The organism is Micromonospora sp. HM134 (genome assembly GCF_007833915.1).
GTDB lineage: Bacteria > Actinomycetota > Actinomycetes > Mycobacteriales > Micromonosporaceae > Micromonospora > Micromonospora wenchangensis.
Genome location: NZ_CP041061.1, coordinates 2,980,498 through 2,998,573, shown reverse-complemented (window position 1 = coordinate 2,998,573; position 18,076 = coordinate 2,980,498). Strand labels below are relative to the sequence as shown.

12 protein-coding genes and 1 pseudogene are annotated in these 18,076 nt (G+C 71.9%); 4 read left to right on the top strand and 9 right to left on the bottom strand.

What is annotated here, in order from left to right; all coding sequences use genetic code 11:
• Positions 1-21: 21 nt before the first annotated feature.
• The 4 genes from FJK98_RS13175 to FJK98_RS33185 are packed head-to-tail and all read right to left on the bottom strand — an operon-like array spanning position 22 to position 4,134.
• Positions 22-1,236 carry a cytochrome P450 gene (locus tag FJK98_RS13175; protein WP_145919270.1) on the bottom strand — a complete coding sequence of 405 codons (1,215 nt, stop codon included), beginning with the start codon at positions 1,234-1,236 and terminating at the stop codon, positions 22-24.
• 41 nt (positions 1,237-1,277) lie between these two features.
• Positions 1,278-2,300 (bottom strand): Rieske 2Fe-2S domain-containing protein, encoded by a 1,023-nt coding sequence (locus FJK98_RS13170; protein WP_145919269.1) that lies wholly within the window; start codon positions 2,298-2,300, stop codon positions 1,278-1,280.
• On the bottom strand, positions 2,297-3,112 hold the full coding sequence (locus FJK98_RS33190) for a trans-aconitate 2-methyltransferase (RefSeq protein ID WP_168222451.1): 816 nt from the start codon (positions 3,110-3,112) through the stop codon (positions 2,297-2,299). Before FJK98_RS33190 ends, FJK98_RS13170 begins: the two co-directional genes overlap by 4 nt.
• Positions 3,109-4,134 carry a hypothetical protein gene (locus FJK98_RS33185; RefSeq protein WP_205789436.1) on the bottom strand — a complete coding sequence of 342 codons (1,026 nt, stop codon included), beginning with the start codon at positions 4,132-4,134 and terminating at the stop codon, positions 3,109-3,111. The genes FJK98_RS33190 and FJK98_RS33185 overlap by 4 nt, the downstream gene beginning before the upstream one ends.
• An 854-nt stretch (positions 4,135-4,988) precedes the next feature.
• Between FJK98_RS33185 and FJK98_RS13160 the strand changes: the two genes are divergently transcribed.
• Positions 4,989-6,338 carry an APC family permease gene (locus FJK98_RS13160; protein WP_145919268.1) on the top strand — a complete coding sequence of 450 codons (1,350 nt, stop codon included), beginning with the start codon at positions 4,989-4,991 and terminating at the stop codon, positions 6,336-6,338.
• 25 nt (positions 6,339-6,363) lie between these two features.
• On the opposite strand, the gene FJK98_RS13155 is transcribed toward FJK98_RS13160, so the two are convergent.
• Genes FJK98_RS13155 through FJK98_RS13135 form a run of 5 tightly spaced genes read right to left on the bottom strand, consistent with a single transcriptional unit; the run spans position 6,364 to position 13,729 of the window.
• Positions 6,364-7,377, bottom strand: coding sequence for an ornithine cyclodeaminase family protein (locus FJK98_RS13155; protein WP_145919267.1), 1,014 nt, complete (start codon positions 7,375-7,377; stop codon positions 6,364-6,366).
• The gene (locus FJK98_RS13150) at positions 7,374-8,153 is read right to left on the bottom strand and encodes a thioesterase II family protein (RefSeq protein WP_145919266.1); all 780 of its coding nucleotides are present in this window, start codon (positions 8,151-8,153) and stop codon (positions 7,374-7,376) included. Before FJK98_RS13150 ends, FJK98_RS13155 begins: the two co-directional genes overlap by 4 nt.
• 43 nt (positions 8,154-8,196) lie before the next feature.
• On the bottom strand, positions 8,197-9,339 hold the full coding sequence (locus FJK98_RS13145) for an acyl-CoA dehydrogenase family protein (RefSeq protein WP_194821223.1): 1,143 nt from the start codon (positions 9,337-9,339) through the stop codon (positions 8,197-8,199).
• A complete protein-coding gene (locus FJK98_RS13140) occupies positions 9,336-11,276 on the bottom strand; it encodes a B12-binding domain-containing radical SAM protein (RefSeq protein ID WP_145919265.1) in 1,941 nt (646 codons plus the stop codon). The genes FJK98_RS13145 and FJK98_RS13140 overlap by 4 nt, the downstream gene beginning before the upstream one ends.
• On the bottom strand, positions 11,273-13,729 hold the full coding sequence (locus tag FJK98_RS13135; protein ID WP_145919264.1) for an amino acid adenylation domain-containing protein: 2,457 nt from the start codon (positions 13,727-13,729) through the stop codon (positions 11,273-11,275). The genes FJK98_RS13140 and FJK98_RS13135 overlap by 4 nt, the downstream gene beginning before the upstream one ends.
• 727 nt (positions 13,730-14,456) lie before the next feature.
• On the opposite strand from FJK98_RS13135, the pseudogene FJK98_RS13130 reads away from it, so the two are divergent.
• The 3 genes and pseudogenes from FJK98_RS13130 to FJK98_RS13120 all read left to right on the top strand — a co-directional run.
• Positions 14,457-14,923, top strand: a pseudogene (locus FJK98_RS13130) (inositol monophosphatase); the annotation flags it as partial.
• Between the two features lie 252 nt (positions 14,924-15,175).
• The gene (locus FJK98_RS13125) at positions 15,176-17,143 is read left to right on the top strand and encodes a translation factor GTPase family protein (RefSeq protein WP_145919263.1); all 1,968 of its coding nucleotides are present in this window, start codon (positions 15,176-15,178) and stop codon (positions 17,141-17,143) included.
• Positions 17,144-17,204: 61 nt separating this feature from the next.
• On the top strand, positions 17,205-18,074 hold the full coding sequence (locus FJK98_RS13120; RefSeq protein WP_145919262.1) for an NAD(P)-dependent oxidoreductase: 870 nt from the start codon (positions 17,205-17,207) through the stop codon (positions 18,072-18,074).
• Positions 18,075-18,076 lie beyond the last annotated feature (2 nt).

The following is an 18,076-nucleotide window of genomic DNA, read 5'->3' as shown; positions in this document are numbered from 1 at the left end:
ACGCCCGGGAGGTGGGCGTCGTCATCGGGCGGGGTCCAGGGTCATCCGCAGGGATCGGGGGGCACGGGTGAGCATCCCCTCCTCGACGGGCACGAACCCGTCCCGGTAGCGGATCACGGGGAAGCGGCGCAGCACGGCGGGGATGCCGATCGCCGCCTCCGCGCGGGCCAGCATCGCCCCGACGCAGAAGTGCCGGCCGGCGCCGAACGAGAGGTGACTGCTTCCCGCGTTGAACGCCGTGTTCACGTCGATCTCGGTGCGGTGCAGGTCGAACCGCTCGGAGTCGACGAACTCGTCCTCGTCCCGGTTGGCCGCGCCGATCAGGCAGAACATCGTCGCCCCCGCAGGGACGTCGACCCCGGATATCTCGCGCGAGGTGAGCAGCCGACGCAGCAGGATGTGCGTGGGCGGGTTGAGGCGCAGGGACTCCGCGAAGGCCCGCAGCGCCAGCTCGGGGTCCGCCCGGACGTCGTCCATCTGGTCGGGGTGGTCCACCAGGTTCCGGAAGGTGGAGGCCAGGCCCCGTTCGGTGGTCTCGCCACCGGCGGCGAGCAGGAGGCTGCAGAAGTCCAGGATCTCGCGGTCGGTGAGCGTCGCGTCGTTGATGGTGGCCGTGCACATCGACGAGATCAGGTCGTCGCCCGGGGCCGCCCGCCGCTGGTCGATGACCTCCTGGAGGTACTTGTCCAGCTCGCGCTTGGCCCGCAGTCCGGCCTCGGCGACGTCGGGGTCCTGGGTGTAGTTGCCGACGTAGTCCGCAGCCGCCCGGTACCACACCTGGAACATGGCGTAGTCCTGCCGGGGCAGGTCCATGATCCCCATGATCACCCGGATCGGGAGCAGGGCGCAGTAGTCCCGCACCAGGTCCGGGTCCGGCCGGGCGGCGAGTTCGTCGAGCAGCTCGTCGGCCGCCTCCGTGATGACCTCGCCGTACGAGGCCAGTGGCCGGCCCCGGAAGGACGGCGAGACCAGCCGGCGGTGCCGCCCGTGCTCGGCGCCGTCCATCTCCAGGATGCTGCGGCCCACGAGTTCCCGGACGGCGGCGTAGGTGGCGGTCGAGTAGTCCTCGTGGGTCAGGGCCTCCCGCACGTCGGCGGCGCGACTGATGATCCAGCCCAGCCTCGGGTCGTGGTGGATCGGGAAGTCGTTGCGCATCGTCCGGTAGATCGGGTACGGGTCCCTCGCGAACTCCGGTGACAGAAGATCGGGCGGAGCGGCGTTCACCATCGCGTCCATTCCTCCTTGCTGTGGCGGTCGGTGCCCCGGTCGGCTGGATTTCAGTTGTCGGCGTAGAACTGGCCGGCCCAGTGCCGGAACTTGCCGATCGGGCCGTCGCCCTTGACCAGTCGAGGGTGTTCCAGGTAGGTCTTCGTCGACCAGATCGGCACGTCGCGGGTCGCCTCGGGCGAGACGATGAGCAGCGCCGCACGCGTGAGCGCCCGGGACAGGGCCGCGGACGCCGGGCCGGTGACCGCCGGGCCCTGGCGGGTCCGCGCGGCGGAGATGCTGGTGGCGAAGCGGAACTCGATGCGCCACGGTGCTATCGGGGTGGCCATCGCCCACATCCGGGCGCGCAGGCCCAGCTGGGGGACCTCGGCGTTCACCAGGATGTAGCCGAGGCCCGAGACGCTGGTCTGGTACTCGACGCTCCTGGTGCCGATGACCGGGAACCGCTGCTTCCAGCGGTACCGGGCGTGGAAGTGCGGCCCCTCGAAGCTGATCGGTTCGGCGATCTCGATGCCGTAGAACTTGTGGAAGACCGAGAGGTGCCCGATGTCGACGGCGTTCTCCACGACGTCCTGTGGGTGTCCGGGCAGGACCTGGCACCGGATGGCGGTCAGCGGGAAGCCCTGCTGGTTGAGGTCCGGCGGTTCCCACGACGGCGGCAGCCCCTTCGGGGAGAACCAGACGAAGACCAGCCCTCCCCGCTCGCACACGGGCCACTGCGCCAGGCGGGCGGCGGGCGGCGTGTGGTCGGTGTAGCCGGTGCGGACGCACGCCCCGTCGGCACCGAACTCGAAGCCGTGGAAGCCGCAGACGAGCGCCTCCCCGGCCACCCGCCCGGCGGTCCCCAGATGGGCGCCCAGGTGCGGGCAGTAGGGGTCGGTGGCCCGCACGACGCCGCGTCGCGTGCGGTGGACGACGACGTCGCGGTCGGCGATCCGGCGGGTGACCACCGGGGTCCGGCGTAGCTGCGCGGCGGTGCCGACGCAGAACCAGCCCTCGGGATACGGCAGCGGCGCCCCGATCGCCTCGTCCGCCGGGGTCGGACCGCGCTTCACGTTACGGTCATCGATCATGGCACTTCGGGTCTCCTCGGGCCGTGGGCAGCCGTCGGTCCGCTGTCGCGCGACCGGTGGGCACGAAAACGCAGCAGGGTGCTGCCGCACCCGACGTCGGGGGGTGCCAGGTCGTCCAGGGTGGAGCACAGCCGGGCGCGCTGGGAGTCGCTCAGGCCGTGGAAGACCTCGGGGCCGTACCGCGACCACCACCGGCTGGGAGACATCCCGCCGTCCAGGGTCCGCTCGCGCCGCGAGGTCCGCGCCGAGGTGACGGTGAACCCCGTCTCGGCCAGGCCCGTCAGGTAGGTCTGCGGTGGTCGCAGCCGCCACCGGGTCGGCGTCGGCGGGCCGGGGATCCCCGCCTGCTCCCACGCCCGCAGCAGCAGTTCCCGAAGTTCCGCGAGGCTGCCCACGACCGGCACCTCGGCCACGAACCGCCCGCCCGGGGCGAGGGCCGCGGACACCGCGCCGAACACCCGGGTCGGCACCGCCATCCAGTGCAGGGCCGAGTTGCAGAACACCGCGTCGTACGGCGCGTCCGGCGTCAGCGCCTCGGCGTCGCCCAGGTCGAAACGGATGCCGGGATGCCGGCGGCGGGCCTCGGCGATCATCGACTCGGAGTTGTCGAGGCCGTGGACGGTCGCGCCACGGTCGGCGATCTGGGCGGTGACGGTCCCCGTCCCACACCCCAGGTCGAGGACGTGTTCCCCGGTGCGCGGGGCGAGGAGGTCGACGAGGCTCCCGCCGGAGCTGACGACGTGCCCGTACTCCGCGTCGTAGGTGCCGCCGCGCCAGTGGAAGGTCGCGGGCAGTTGATCCGCCGGTGTCACGGCTGGCCGGCCCTCTCCAGGAAGTTGGGTTGGTCCTCGCCGGTACGCAGGTGCTCGCTGCGGTACCGCTCGTTGCCGCGCGACCAGTCGATGTTCCCGCGGACCCAGGACTCCATCGCCGCGATGTAGCGCGACACCTGGTGGGCCTGCTCGGCGGTGTACCCGCCGGACGAGGCGAAGAACGCCACCGCCGACCTGCTGGCGGCGACGAAGTCGGCGCACCGTCCACGGAGCATGGCGGCCACCTCGTCGGCCGCCTCCCGCATGGACCCGCCGCGCGTCCGCTGGACCACCAGCACGATGTTGTTCACGTTGCCTTCGCGCTTCTCGGCCTCGACGGAGAAGACGTCGTTGGCCCACAGCACCAGGTCCGCCGTGTTGTCCAGCAGTTGCTGGATCCTCGGGTGGGCGTGGACGTCGTCGGTGAGTTCGATGCCCAGCCCGATCTCCGACAGGTCCATGCTCGGTCGCATGCCCCCGAACCGTCGCCGGGTCCGGATGTACGTCGGCAGGTCCGGGGCGATGCCGCGCCGTCGGTTGTGGGACTCCCAGTGGCATCCTTCGAGATAGTCGGTCAGGTGGCGGACGAAGCGTCGACGCCAGGTGAGCGAGCTGCGGGCGGTGAGCCGGTCCCAGATGTCACGGATGGCCAGCTCGATGGGGTTGCCCGACCGGGCCACGGCCCCGGGCGGGGTGAGCGGGAACCAGCTGACCGTCTCGTGGATCAGGGCGACGAAGCGCTCGTCGTCCTGGGCGTCGGGGATCCGCTCCAGGTAGTCGTCGAAGATCGCCCAGACCGCCATCCAGTCGGTGATGACGCACAGTTCCTCCAGCGCAGCGAACGGATAGGCGCGGGCGACCAGTTCCCCGAACCTGGTCCGGTCGTAATGGAACTTCGCTTCCTCCGACCGGAGCAGGCCGAACTCCCGCAGGTACTCGCGTACGTGCACCTCGGCCTCGTCCACGTGCGGGTTCTGCCGCTCGGGGAAGGGTACGGAAAGATCAGGAACGGTGAACGTCATGAACACGGCCTCCGGCGGGATCGGATTGCTGGCTGTGCCGGTTTCAACTCGTTGCTCCTGCCGGACATCGACCGGGCCCATCGCGCCCGATCGTCGGAATGAAGCACCCAGGCGGGATTCAGGAAATGGGGAGGGTGGGCCCGCACCGGCCCGATGAATACGCCCGACGCCGCAGCCCAGCCTAGGAGCGGCAGACGAAGGATGGCAAGACTGTTCTCAGCGGAAAGTCAACATCGGATTACTCAATGTCACCGGTCCAGCTCGGGTGCGACCGGCCCGAACCCGGATACCGCAGGTCGGGAAACCACCCCTTTGCCCTGGTCACGCACATACGGTGAACCACCTCCGCGAATCGCGTCCCAGCATGCGGGTGATCGCCGCGCGCCTGACCGCGTCGGCGGCGGCGACACCGACCCGCCCCCGGCGGGGGCACGCTGGAGGGTCGTCGCGCGCCGGCGGAAGCGTGTCGAATGCGCGACAAAGCCGGAAACGACACACCCGCCGCCGGGCTGGAATAGGGCGGTGCAGCCTCGGTCGAATATGTCCGGCCGCCGATACTCCGGGGCGACGAAAATGGATGCGGTCGGTTCGGTCACCTACCCGGCCACGGCCGGCACGAGATCCCGGCCCACGGGCGGAAAGCCCGCCGACCCAGCTCGCCGCACACGGACCGGCGACACCCGCGCTGGTCGACGGGCCTGCGCGCCGTTCCCGGACACGGCACCGGCGGCGCGGTCACCGATCACGCCCCCATGGGCGTGCCGACCACCGCTACCATCCTCTGTGGAAGATCGGGTTCGTCCGTAAAGTGATTTCCCTTGCCTCTTGCACGCTTATGCATAAAGAATGATGGTATGGCGGATAATGCGCAGCTTCGGCGGGAGCTCGGGCTGAGAGAAGCGGTCGCCCTCGGGGTCGGCGGCACCATCGGCGGCGGGATCTTCGTCCTGGTCGGCACCACCGTGGGTGAGGCCGGCCCGGCCGCGCCGCTCGCCTTCGTCCTCGCGTTCGCCGCCGCCGTGCTCATCGCGCTGCCCTACGCCGAACTGGCCAGCCGGTTCCCGCGCGCCGGCGGGGGCTACGCCTTCGTCCGGGCCGCCCTCGGCCCGCACCTGTCCTTCCTGATGGGCTGGGGGTTCTGGGGTTCCTACGTCTTCATGAGCGGCTTCATCACCCTCGGCTTCGGTGGCTACCTGCACAGCCTGACCGGCCTGCCGCAACCCATCGGCGCGCTGGTGGTGATCGCCGCGAGCACCGCCGTCAACGTCGCCGGCATGCGCCTGGCCGGGCTGGCCCAGAGCCTCGTGGTGGGACTGACCGCGGTCGCCCTGCTGGGTTTCGGCGCGGTCGGGCTCCCGCACGTCGACCTGGACCGGTTCACCCCGTTCGCCCCGCACGGCGTCGGCGGCGTGGTGACGGCGGCGTTGTTCGCCTTCCTCGCGTACGCGGGGTTCGACATGATCGCCGCGGCCGGTGAGGAGATCAAGGACCCGGAACGGACGCTGCCCAGGGCGATCCTGTTCACCCTGCTCGCCGTGCTCGGCGTGTACCTGCTGATCTCCGTCGTCTCGGTCGGGGTGGTCTCGGCCGGCACCCTGGGCCGCTCGGCCGCGCCCCTGGCCACCGCGGCCGAGGCGTTCGCGGGCCCGACCGGGCAGCGGCTGGTCGCCGTGGTGGCGGTCTTCACCACGGCGGCGACGAGCAACGCGGTGCTGGTGGTGATGTCCCGGATCGCCTTCGCGATGGCCCGCGACGGCCTGCTGCCCCGCCAGCTCAGCAAGGTCGGTGGCCGGACCGGCACCCCCTGGGCGGCCGTGCTGTTCAGCAGCGGGGTGCTCGCGGTGGTCGCCCTGGCCGTGTCGGTGCCGGTCGCCGCGGCGATCGGCGGCTTCCTCTACGTGGTGCACTTCATGCTGCCGCTGGTCGCGCTGGTGGTGCTGCGCCGCCGGACGCGCACCGTTCCCGGCTTCCGGACCCCGCTGGCCCCGGTGGTCATCCCGCTGGCCTTCCTCATCTGCGCGGTCTTCCTGGTCGCGAGCGGCCCCACCGGAATCCTCGGCGCGCTGGCCTGGCTGGCCGTCGGCTTCGCCGGATACCTGCTCGGCGGGCGGTCCCGCCGCCGCCGGTCCGCCCCGACCGTGCCGGCCGCCCCGACGCCCGCGGTCACCGCCGGCGGACCGGGCGGCGGTGGCACGGCGGGCTGACCGCACCCCAGGGCGTCCAGGGCCGTCACGAACCGTCCCCGCGCAGCTCCACCCGCTGGCCGACGCCGGCGGCCACCGCCCGCCGGTAGACCGCGAATCCGGTGACGACGTCCTGCGCCGCCAGGCCGAGCGACTTGAACAGGGTGATCTCCCCGGCGCTGGACCGGCCGGGGTGGTCCCCGCCGAGGACCTCACCGACCTCGGCCCGGACCGCCTCGATCCGGAAGTGACCCTCCCGCGCCGCGAGCAGCAGGTCACCGGCCTCGGCTCGGGCCGACTCGCGGCTGTCCACGAAGACCGCGCAGCGCCCCACCAGGTCACCGGCGAGTTCCCGGCGGTGGGCGAAGGAGGAGCCCACGGCGTTGATGTGCGTCCCGGCGGCCACCGGCGCGGCCGGCAGCACCGGTTCGCAGGCGGCGGTCACCGTGCAGATCACGTCGGCGTCGGCCACCGCCGCCGGCACGGTGCCGGCGACCGTCACGTCCAGGTCCAACTGGTCGCGGGCCCAGTCGGCGAGGGCGTGCGCCGACGCCGGGCGGTGGTTCCAGACCCGTACCTCCTTGACCGGGCGTACGACAGCGATCGCCCGCAGGTGGCTGCGGGCCTGCACCCCGGCACCGAGCACCGCCAGCACGGTGGCGTCGGGGCGGGCCAGGGCGTCGGTGGCCGCGGCGGACGCCGCCGCGGTACGGATCGCGGTCAGCGCGGCGGCGTCGATCAGCGCCGCCGGCAGCCCGGTGTCCGGGTCGAAGACCAGCACCAGACCCACGTGTACGGGCAGACCACGGTCGGCGTTGTCCGGTTTGATCAGCACGGTCTTCAGCCCGTACCCGGCGTGCGGCTGCGCCGTGCCGGGGTCGGGGGCGGCGACGTGCGCCGGCATCACCGCGAGCACCTCCCCGCCGGGGCTGCGCACCATGTGCCGCACGGGTTGCACCACCCGCCCGCCGCTGTACCGGCGGAACGTGTCCCGCATCAGGTCCACCGCGTCGGCCATCGGCAGCAGCCGACGCACCGTCCCGCCGTCGATCACGATCATCGGTTCGTCCCGCCCGTCGCCGTGGCCGCCGCCAGTTCCGTCGTCACCGCCGTCACCAGGTCCTCCGGCCGGTCCTGGAAGAAGAAGTGGCCGCCGTCGAAGAGCCGCAGGCCCCGGAAGTCGGCGCTGTGCTGCTTCCACTCGGCCAGCCCCTCGGGCGGGGTGACCCGGTCCTCGATCCCGCCGAAGGCCGCCACCGGGCACGGCAGCGGCCCGTCCGGCCGGTACCGGTAGGAGCGGCAGAGCTGGAAGTCGGCCCGCAGGATGGGCAGCGTCAACCGGAGCATCTGCGGATCGTCGAGCATCTCCGGCGGTACGCCGCCCAGGGTGCGCAGCGTGGCGCAGAAGTCCTCGTCGGAGTCCGCCGGGTCGGGCATGACCCCGGGTGCGGCGCCGGCCACCGGCCAGGAGGCCGCCGCGAACAGCGCCGGGGGCGGCAGCCCGGCACGCTGCCGCAGCCGGATCAGCAGGTAGCCGAGCATCGCGCCCATGCTGTGGCCGAAGATGGCGTACCCGCCCGGTGGTTCGGCGGCGAGCGGCCCGGCCAGTGCGTCCGCCAGCGCCTCGGCCCCCCGGTGGCAGTCGGTGAACGACGGTTCCCGGTGCCGCCCCTGCCGGCCCGGCAGGCGCACGGCGCGCAGCTCCACCCAGTCCGGCAGCAGGCCGGCCCAGCGGCGGAACATCGAGGCGCCACCACCGGCGCAGGGCAGGCAGTACAGCCGTACCGCCGCCGCCGGGCGGGGTTGGTAGGTCAGGTACCAGGTGGGGCCGGGCATGCCGGAAATCCCTTCCGCTCGGTACGGTCCGACGACGGGACGGTCAGCACAGCGAGTTGCCGATCATTTCCTTCATCACCTCGGTGGTGCCGCCGTAGATCGTCTGCACCCGGGTGTCGACGAACGCCCGCGCCACCGGGAACTCGGTGGTGAAGCCGTAACCGCCGTGCAGTTGCAGGCAGCGGTCCACCACCCGCTGGCACAGTTCGGTGTTCCACCACTTCGCCATGGCCGCCGACTCGGTGGTCAGCCGGCCGGCGGCGAACTCGGTGACGCACCGGTCGGTGAACGACCGCGCCACGGCCAGCGCGGTCGCCAGTTCGGCGAGCAGGAACCGGTTGTGCTGGTGCCGCCCGACGGACTGGCCGAAGACCTGCCGCTGCCGGGTGTAGCCCAGCGTCTCCTCGAACACCCGCTCGGCTGCGGCCAGCGCGGCCACCGCGATCCACATGCGTTCCTGACGCAGGTGGCGCAGCAGGTAGCCGGTGGCCCTGCCCTCCCGGCCGAGCAGGTTCGCCACCGGCACCGGCACGTCGTGGAAGTACAACTCCACGGTGTCCAGCGCCTTCATGCCGAGCTTGCCGATCCGGCGGCCCCGCTCGAAGCCCGGCATGTCCCGTTCCACCACCAGCATGCTGAGCCCGGCGTCGCCGGTGCGGGCCACGACCAGCAGCAGGTCGGCGAGGTGGCCGTTGGAGATGAACGTCTTCTGCCCGTTGAGCAGGTAGTGGTCACCCCGCCGGACGGCCGTGCTGCGGATGTTGCCCAGGTCGCTGCCGGCCTCCGGCTCGGTGATGGCGATCGCCCCGATCAGCTCGCCGGCGCAGAACCCGGGCAGCCAGCGCCGACGCTGCTCGGCCGAGGAGAGGGTCCGCAGGTACGGCCCGACGATCTCGTTGTGCAACGGCAGGGCGGGGGCGTGCACGCCGGCCCGCGCCAGTTCCTCGGAGAGCACCACGTGGAACCGGTAGTCGGGGTTGCCGCCGCCGCCGTACTCCGGGTCGACGTCGATGCCGAGCAGCCCGTGCCGGCCCGCGCGCAGCCACACCTCGCGGTCGGTCAGCCCGTCGGACTCCCAGCGCGGGTAGTTCGGCAGGATCTCCTTGTCGATGAAGGTACGGACCAGGTCGCGGTAGGCGCGGTGGTCGTCGTCGAAGATGTCCCGGGGCGGCGCCGAGGTGATCACGACGAGACCGCGGCGGCCGGTACGGTCCAGGCCGGCAGCAGGTCCCGCAGCCGGTTCATCATGGCCTGGCAGTACGCGGCGTTGTGGTCGATGCTGCGGTGCCGGGGGTACGGCATCTTGCGCCGTCCGACGTGGTCGACCCGCAGCCGTACCGGGTCGGCGTCGCCGGTGTCCAGCGCCAACCCGGCCGCCGCCCAGGCCGGCAGCTCCACGTCCAGGTGGTAGCGCCCCTGCCCGAGGATGCGCAGGTGCTCCAACGGCACCGAGGGTGCCACCACCGGCTCCCGGTAGACGTACGGCCGGCCGACCAGGTCCAGCTCGAAGGCCGCCCGCAGGGTCGGCTCGTCGAGCCAGCCCTGCTCGCCGGCGAAGTCGGCGAGCAGCTCGTCCATCTCGGCGCGGTGTTCGTGCAGCACCAGGTGCAGCGCCTTGCCGATGTTGTTGATGTCGTAGTTGCCCAGCCCGGCCACCGACTCGGCGAAGAACGCGCAGACCGGGTTGTCGACGCGCCGCTGGTAGTAGGCGGCTGCGGCGGCGAGGAAGTCCCGGTAGCCGCACCGGCCGGTGCGGTCCAGCTCCCGGGCCAGGTGGAAGGCGACCCGGCCGTTGTAGAGGCTCACCACCGCGTAGTAGAACCAGGCGCCCTCACGGAACTCCTCCGGGGTGACCCACCGGGTGCCGACCACCACGTCGGCCTCGGCCACCTCGTCGTCCACCCGGACGGTGATGACGCCCAGCTCGTCGCGGCGCTGGTACATCGGGGTGTTGTGCAGCAGCAGCTGGGGGTACGTCACGATCACGTCCGCGCCCGAGCGGCAGAGCCGGGCGATGCCGTCGCGGAAGGAGTCCAGCGTCTCCCCGGGCAACGGCCAGATCAGCTCGGTGTACGAGCTGATCCCCTTGTCGTGCAGCTTCTGCTGGAGTTCCACGTACGTGGACTCCTTGATGTTGGCCCGCTCCACGATCCGCAGCGTGTCCTGGCTGACGGTCTGCAACGAGACCGGCTGGCTGGCCAGCAGCCCGCCCTCGACCAGGATCTCGGTGATCTCGGTGACCCGGTCCGGCCGGTTCTTCGCCGCCTGCATCGAGATCATCAGCGGGTAGCCGTGCTCCTGCTTGCCCCGCACCAGGTGCCGGGTCAGCTCGACGTCGCGGGGCAGCGCGCCCCAGTTGGCGTCCGCGATGAAGATGCTCTCCACGCCGTTGCGGCTGACCCAGCTGAGGTCCCGCAGCACCCGGTCGAGGTCCCAGCGGTGCACCTTGTCGTTGGTGGCGGCGCCCCAGTAGCAGTAGGTGCACCGGAACGGGCAGCCCCGGTTCGTCTCCACCACCGCGAAGGTGTACTCGCCGCCGTCGAAGATCCCCGCGTCGTACGGCGAGGGGATCTCGTTGAGGTCGGTGAACCGGGGCGGCTTGTCGGTGGTGACCAGTTCGCCGTCCCGCCAGAAGCTGACCCCGGGCACGGCGTCGAAGTCGGGCCGGTCCCGCAGCAGCTCCCGCAGGTAGGCGGCGAACGTCCGCTCCCCCTCCCCGTTGCAGACCAGCACGTTCTCCCGGTGCGGCGGCACGTACTCCGGGGCGTGGTTCATCACCTGGGGCCCACCGAGGATGTACTGCGCGTCGGGGCGTTCGGCCAGCAGCCGGTCGAGCAGGTCCCGCATCCGGCGCATGTTCCACAGGTAGCAGCTCAGCGCGTACACGTCGGCCCGCTGCGCCAGCAGGTCGGCGGCCAACTCGTCGAGGGGATCGGTGACCGGCCGGGCGTGGATGCGGAACGCGTAGCCGGCGGCGACCGTCGGGTCCTGCTGCGCGTACGCCTGCAGGTAGCCCGACGTCAGCGGCAGGCTGTTCGGGTAGAGCGGCAGCTCCACCAGGGCCACCGTGCGTACTCCGGCCCGGGTCGGGACATCCGTCGTGGTCACACCGTTCGCGGTCACCGCGTCCTCCGGTCCGGTCCGCCGCGCTGCTGGAGCGCGTCCGCCAACTCGTGCAGGATCTCGTGTTCGAAAAGGTCCTCGGCCCCGAAGTGCAGGCCGCGTTCCCGGGCCCGCGCGGCGACCCGCATGGCCTGCAACGAGTCGCCACCCAGGTCGAAGAAGCTGTCCTCGCGGTCGACCGTGTCGATGTCGAGCGTCTCCCGCCACAGCTCGACCAGCAGCTGCTCCACCGGGCTGAGCCCGGCCGGGCCGGCCGGCGCGGTCCCGGGCGGGTCCGCCGCCGGGACGGGCAGGGGCCGCCGGCTCAGCTCCTCCCGGGCCACCTTGCCGTGCGGGGTCAGCGGGACGGCGTCGAGGCACCCGAACAGGTGCGGCACCATGAACGGCGGGAGGACCCGGCCGAGCTCCTCGCGGAGCCGGTCGGCCCGGGGCGGTCGCGTCGGATCGGCGGGTACGACGTACCCGATCAGCCGGTCGGCTGTGGCGTCCTGCGGCGAACCGGGCCGGACGACCACGGCGGCGTCGCGGACCTCGGGCAGCGCCCGCAGCGCCACCTCGATCTCACCCAGCTCGATCCGGAAGCCCCGCACCTTGACCTGGTCGTCGGCCCGCCCGACGAAGGCCAGGTCGCCGCCGGGCAGCCGGCGGACCAGGTCCCCGGTGGCGTACATCCGGCCCGGCGGCCCGGTGAACGGGTCGGGCCGGAACCGCTGCCCGGTCAGCTCCGGCCGGCCGAGGTAGCCACGGGCCACGCCCGTGCCGCCCAGGTACAGCTCACCCACGGCACCGGCCGGCACGGGACGTTCCCGCTCGTCCAGCACGTACGCGCGGACGTTGTCCAGCGGACGGCCGATCGGCGGGGTGACGTCGTGCGGGTCGGCCGGGTCCATCTCCCCGCAGGTGGCGAGCATCGTGGTCTCGGTCGGGCCGTAGACGTTGTAGAGCCGGAACGGCAGCCCGGCCGGCGGGTAGCGGTGCAGCTTCTCGCCGCCGAGCAGCAGGTGCCGCAGCCGGGTCCGGTCGGCCGGCCAGGGGTAGGTGAACAGTTCCCGGGCCAGCACGGTGGTCAGGAAGCAGACCGTGATGCCCCGCTCCACCAGCCAGTCGCCGAACTCCGTCGGCGAGTCCAGCCGCCGGCGGTCCACCAGGTGCAGGGTGCCGCCGTTGGCGAGGCAGGGCCACACCTCCAGGCCCCAGCCGTCGAAGGAGGGCCGGGCCAGTTGCGGCATCCGGTCGCCGGGGCGGACCTCGAAGGTCTCCCGGTACCAGTCGACCAGGTTGGCCACCCCGTCGTGCGGCACCAGCACCGCCTTGGGCCGGCCGGTGGACCCGGAGGTGAAGGTGACGTAGCAGACGTCCCCGGTGGAGGCGACCGGTGGCGTCCCGGCCTCCGGGGTCGACGTGCCGGGATCGGCGGGCGGCGTCAGCAGCGTCTCGACGGTGACCACCCGGGTGGCCGGGGGGACGCCGTCGTCGGGTAGCGCCGCCCCGGGTCCGGTGACCAGCACCCGGCAGTCGGCGTCGGCCAGCATCGTGGCCAGCCGGGCGGTCGGTTCGTCCCGGTCCAGGCCGACGTACCCGCCGCCGGCGAGCAGCACCCCCAGCGCGCAGGTCACCAGTTCCGGCGACCGGTCCAGGAGCAGCCCCACCAGGTCGCCGCGCTCCACCCCGTACCCCCGCAGGGTGGTGGCGACCCGGGTGGCGGCGGCCAGCAACTCGGCGTAGCTCAGCCGGCGGTCACCGGCGACGACGGCCGGCTCGTCGGGCTGGCGGTCGGCCCACCGGCGGACCCGCTCGGCCACGGTGCTGCGGTCGGGACGGGACACCACGGTCCGGTTGGCGTCCTCGATGACCGCCAGCAGTTCGTCGGCGTCGAGGAGGGGCAGGTCGACCACCTGCCGGTCCGGGTCCACGGCAGCCTCCCGCAGGAGGGTGGCCAGGTGCCGGGCGAGTTGTCCGGCCGGCACCCGGGGCCACTGCGCGGGGACCAGCACGACCCGGGCCCCGACTGATCCACCCGGACCGGCGACGACCGCGACCGGTTCCGGGGCACCGGAGCCCGGCGGTCCCGCCGGGACCGGCCCGTCGGCCCCGGTGGAGCGTCTGGTCGACTCGATCGTCTTCACCAGCGCGCCGAACCGGTCCTGTGGGTCGACCGGGAACGTCACCGGGTGGGCCGACGTCGTGGCGGTGTCCGGTTCCCGCAGCGCCACCGTGACCCCGGTGCGGCGGGTGTACCGCATCAGCAGCGTGCCGACGGCCGCCACCAGCACGTCGGTCCCGCTGCCGCCGAGCCGTGCGGCCAGCGCCGCGATGTGCCGCTGCGGCTCGCCGTCCAGGTCCAGCGCTCTCGCCGGGGCGTCCACGTCGGCCGCTGCGCCCGTGTCGGCCGGGGTGTCCGTGTCCGCCGGGGCGTCCGGGTCGGCCATCGGCCCGGCAGGGGGTGGCGTCATGTCGTCTCCTCGTGTCCACAATGCGGGCAGCCTTGTGCCGGCTGTTCATGCAGATAGTGACGCGGCACCAGCAATTGCGGAGCGACCCAGCGGAATGCGGTGGGCGCACGCGCGCCGATATTGCGCGTCGAAACGTCCGAGCAATTGGAGATCGATACTTTCCCGGCCGCCGGAGGCTGCACGGATACCGCAGATGACGTTCCAGGCGATGGATCAGGCGACGATTATCCCAGGGTGATCGCCACGACTGTGGACGTCTGCCATGCCACTTACCACACGCCTGACGGCCTGACCGCATACGCGCAGGTCACCGCTCGGGAGGTTATCCCGCGGTCGCCGTCGACGATGGACCCTTATTGCCCCCCGTAACTGTGTCCCATCCTCGCTGCCTGCGCCGGTCGCGTCGTTGCGGTGGACGCACGTCTGACGTAACACCGGCCCTCACGGACCGTTTGGAATGTATAACAAAGCGCAGCGGGACCGCAAGCATCAACAGGGCGACAGGGAAAGCCTGGTCGAACGTCATACCAACCACCGGGACATATCTTGATCAATTGCCATTGATCAATCAATGCGATCTTCCTGAAACCCGCAATGAGCGGGGCAGACGCGGCTGATGACGGCCGCCGGACACGAAGCCGCCGATGGGGGTCGGCATTTCCGGGGCGGGCGCTCGACACGATCAAGGGCCGGGCGATCGCGGCCCGGCAGCGCCTACCCTGCATCCATGTCGATCACCGACTCCACCCTGGCCATCGATGCGGCGCAGGCCGGTGCCGCGATCGTCCGCTCTACCACGGTTCCGCGCTGACACGCTTCGACAAGGCCGGGGGCGATTTCGCCACCGCCGCCGACCTCGACGCCGAGCAGGCCATCATCGACGTCCTGCGTGCCGCGCGACCGGACGACGCCGTGCCGGGCGAGGAGAGCGGACGCACCGCCCCGGCGGACAACGGCCGCACCTGGCTGGTCGATCCCCTGTGCGGAACGCTGAACTTCGCCGTACGGAACATGCTGGTCGCGGTCAACGTGGCCCTGCGGGTGGGGACCGCCGTCACCGTGGCCGCCTCGGCGGACCCGTTCACCGGGGACGTGTTCTGGACCGACGGCGACGCCGCGTACCTGCGCAACGGCGGGGTGGACGAGCGACTCGTCCCGTCGGCGGAGTCCAGCCTGGTGGACGTCAATCTCGAGAGGTGGGACACCGCCGGGCCGGGCACCGACACCCTGGACTGCCGGGCGTCCGCGCACCGGACTTCCCGGCCCGCGAAACGACATCGACGGCACTCGAATGCGGACGTCGCGTGGTGGCCCCGGTGGTAGGCTCCGGCTCGGGTAGCTCACCATTTCACCCTGATCCCGGTAAGGAGAGTGGGATGCGCCGACAGTCCGGAGCACCAGACGGGACGGTCATGTCGGCTATCTACCCCAGGGTGGCATTCATCAATGGGCTCCCTCAATATCGGGATCGTCGCGCATGTTGACGCGGGAAAAACGAGCCTGACCGAACGGCTTCTTCATCACACCGGCGTCATCGACCAGGTCGGAAGCGTCGACGCCGGAAGCACCCAGACCGACTCCATGGAGATGGAGCGACGTCGTGGGATCACCATCCGGTCGGCGGTGGTGTCGTTCACCATCGACGGTCTCCAGGTCAATCTGATCGACACACCGGGGCACCCGGATTTCATCGCCGAGGTGGAACGGGCGTTGCGGGTGCTCGACGGGGCCGTTCTGGTGGTGTCGTCCGTCGAAGGGGTGCAGGCGCAGACCCACATTCTCATGCGGACGCTGACCCGCCTGCGGATTCCCGTCCTCATCTTCGCCAACAAGATCGACCGCGGTGGTGCCCGCTACCACGAACTGCTGGACGACATCGGGCGGAAACTCACTCCCCGCCGGCTGGCGATGAGCACGGTGACCGGTTCCGGCACCGCGCAGGCGCGGTCGATGCCCCTGCCGCTGTCCGAGGGGGAACGCGCCGCGTCGGTGGCCGACCTGCTGGCCGAAGTCAGCGACACCTTCCTCGAGTCGTACCTCAGTGACACCACGCAGCTCACCGACCGCGACTACCGCGCGGAGCTGGTGCGTCAGGTACGCCAGGCGCAGGTGGTACCGGTGTACTTCGGCTCGGCCGTGACCGGTGAGGGCGTGGACGACCTGCTCCGCGCCATCAGGGAACTCCTCCCGCCCTCGGCCGGCGACCCGTCGGCGCGGCTGCGGGCGAGCGTCTTCAAAATCGACTGGGCGCCCGGCGGGGAGAAGGTCGCCTACGCTCGGGTGTACTCCGGCCGGCTCGCCGCCCGGGAACCGGTCGACACCTACCGCCGCGCCCGCACCGGCGGGGTGGTCGAGGGAGTCGGCAAGGTGACGTCGGTACGGGTCTTCGCGCACGGCACCACCACCCGTGAGACGGCGGCCGGACCGGGCGACATCGCCACCGTGTACGGGCTGGCGCAGGTGCGGGTCGGCGACCAGCTCGGCTCACCCGACGGGCTCCCCAGCGGCGGCTTCTTCGCGCCACCCAGCCTGGAGACCGTCGTCCGGGCCGCCCGACCCGAACAGAACGCGCAGTTCTACCAGCACCTGCTCCGTCTGGCCGAGGAGGACCCGCTGATCAACGTGCGCCGCAACGAGACCGACCGGACCATCTCGGTGGCGCTCTACGGCGAGGTCCAACGCGAGGTCGTCAAGGGCCTGATGCTGGACCGGCACGGCATCGAGATGACCTTCGAGGAAACCACCACGGTGTACGTCGAGAAGGTCGAGGGCACCGGTCACGGATTGGAGGTGATCTGGCAGAACGAGTTCGCCGCCACCGTCGGCCTGCGGATCGAACCGGGCGCCCCCGGCACCGGGGTGCGGTACCGGATCGCCGTCGAACCCGGTGGACTGCCCGCCGCCTTCCACAAGGCGATCGAGGAGACCGTCCGCCGCACGTTGCGGCAGGGACTGTTCGGCTGGGAGGTCGTCGACTGCGTCGTCACGCTGACCGACACCGCGTACTCCAGCCCGATCACCTCCGCCGGGGACTTCCGCAGGCTCACCCCACTGGTGCTGATGGCCGCCCTACGCACGGCGGGGACCACGGTCCACGAGCCGGTGAACCGGTTCGAGCTGGAAGTACCCGACGACACCGTCCACGCGGTCACCTCCCGGCTCGTCGCCGCCCGCGCGGTCGTCGACCGGTGCGACACCCACGGACCGGTCAGCCACCTGCAGGGCACGATCCCCGCGAGCAACGTCCACGACATCGAACGGCAGCTACCGGGCCTGTCCCACGGGGAAGGTGTCTTCGTCTCCACCCTCACCGGCCACCGCCGCACCACCGGCACCCCACCCGTCCGACCACGCACCGACGGCAACCCCCTGAACCGCAGGGAATACCTGACCCACGTACTCGGACGGGGGTGACAGACGCGCGGACGCCGCGCCGACCCACGTGAGGCGACCGGTCGTGGGCGAGGATGGACCCATGACCGACGAGTTGACCGTAGGGGTGCTGGGCGCGGGCATCATGGGCGCCGCCATGGCCCGCAATCTCGTCCGGGCGGGACACGTCGTCCGCGTGTGGAACCGGTCCCCGGACAAGGCGGCGGCCACCGGTGCGACCGTGGCGGACACCCCGGCCGACGCCGTACGCGACGCCGACGTGATCATCACGATGCTGTACGACGGGGCGACCGTCCGCGACGTGATCGGGCGGGCCGCACCGGGGCTGAGGCCGGGCGCGGCCTGGTTGCAGACGACCACGGTGGGCCTGGCCGACACGGCCGGGCTCGCCGAGGTCGCCGCCGAGCACCGGGTGGCGTTCTACGACGCGCCGGTGCTCGGCACCCGGCAGCCCGCCGAGGCCGGCCAATTGACCGTGCTCGCCGCCGGGCCGCAGACCGGCCGGGAGAGGCTCACCGCGGTGTTCGACGCGATCGCGGCCCGGGTGGTGTGGCTGGGTGAGGACGGCGCGCGGGGCGACGGCACGCGGTTGAAGCTGGTGGCGAACAGTTGGGTCCTGACGGTGACGCACGGCGCGGTCGAGACGCTGGCGTTGGCCGGGGCGCTCGGCGTCGACCCGGACCGCTTCTTCGCGGTGATCGAGGGCGGCCCGCTGGACATGGGCTACCTGCACGCCAAGACCGACCTGGTGCGGCAGGGCCGGCTGTCGCCGGCGAGCTTCGCGGTGGAGACCGCCGAGAAGGACGCCCGGCTGATCGTCGCGGCCGGCGAGGACCACGGGGTACGCCTCGACGTCCTGGCCGCCGGTGCGGAGCGGTTCCGGCGCGCGGCCGCGCAGGGTCACGGCGACGAGGACATGGCGGCGTCCTATCACGCCAGCTTCGTCCCGTGACG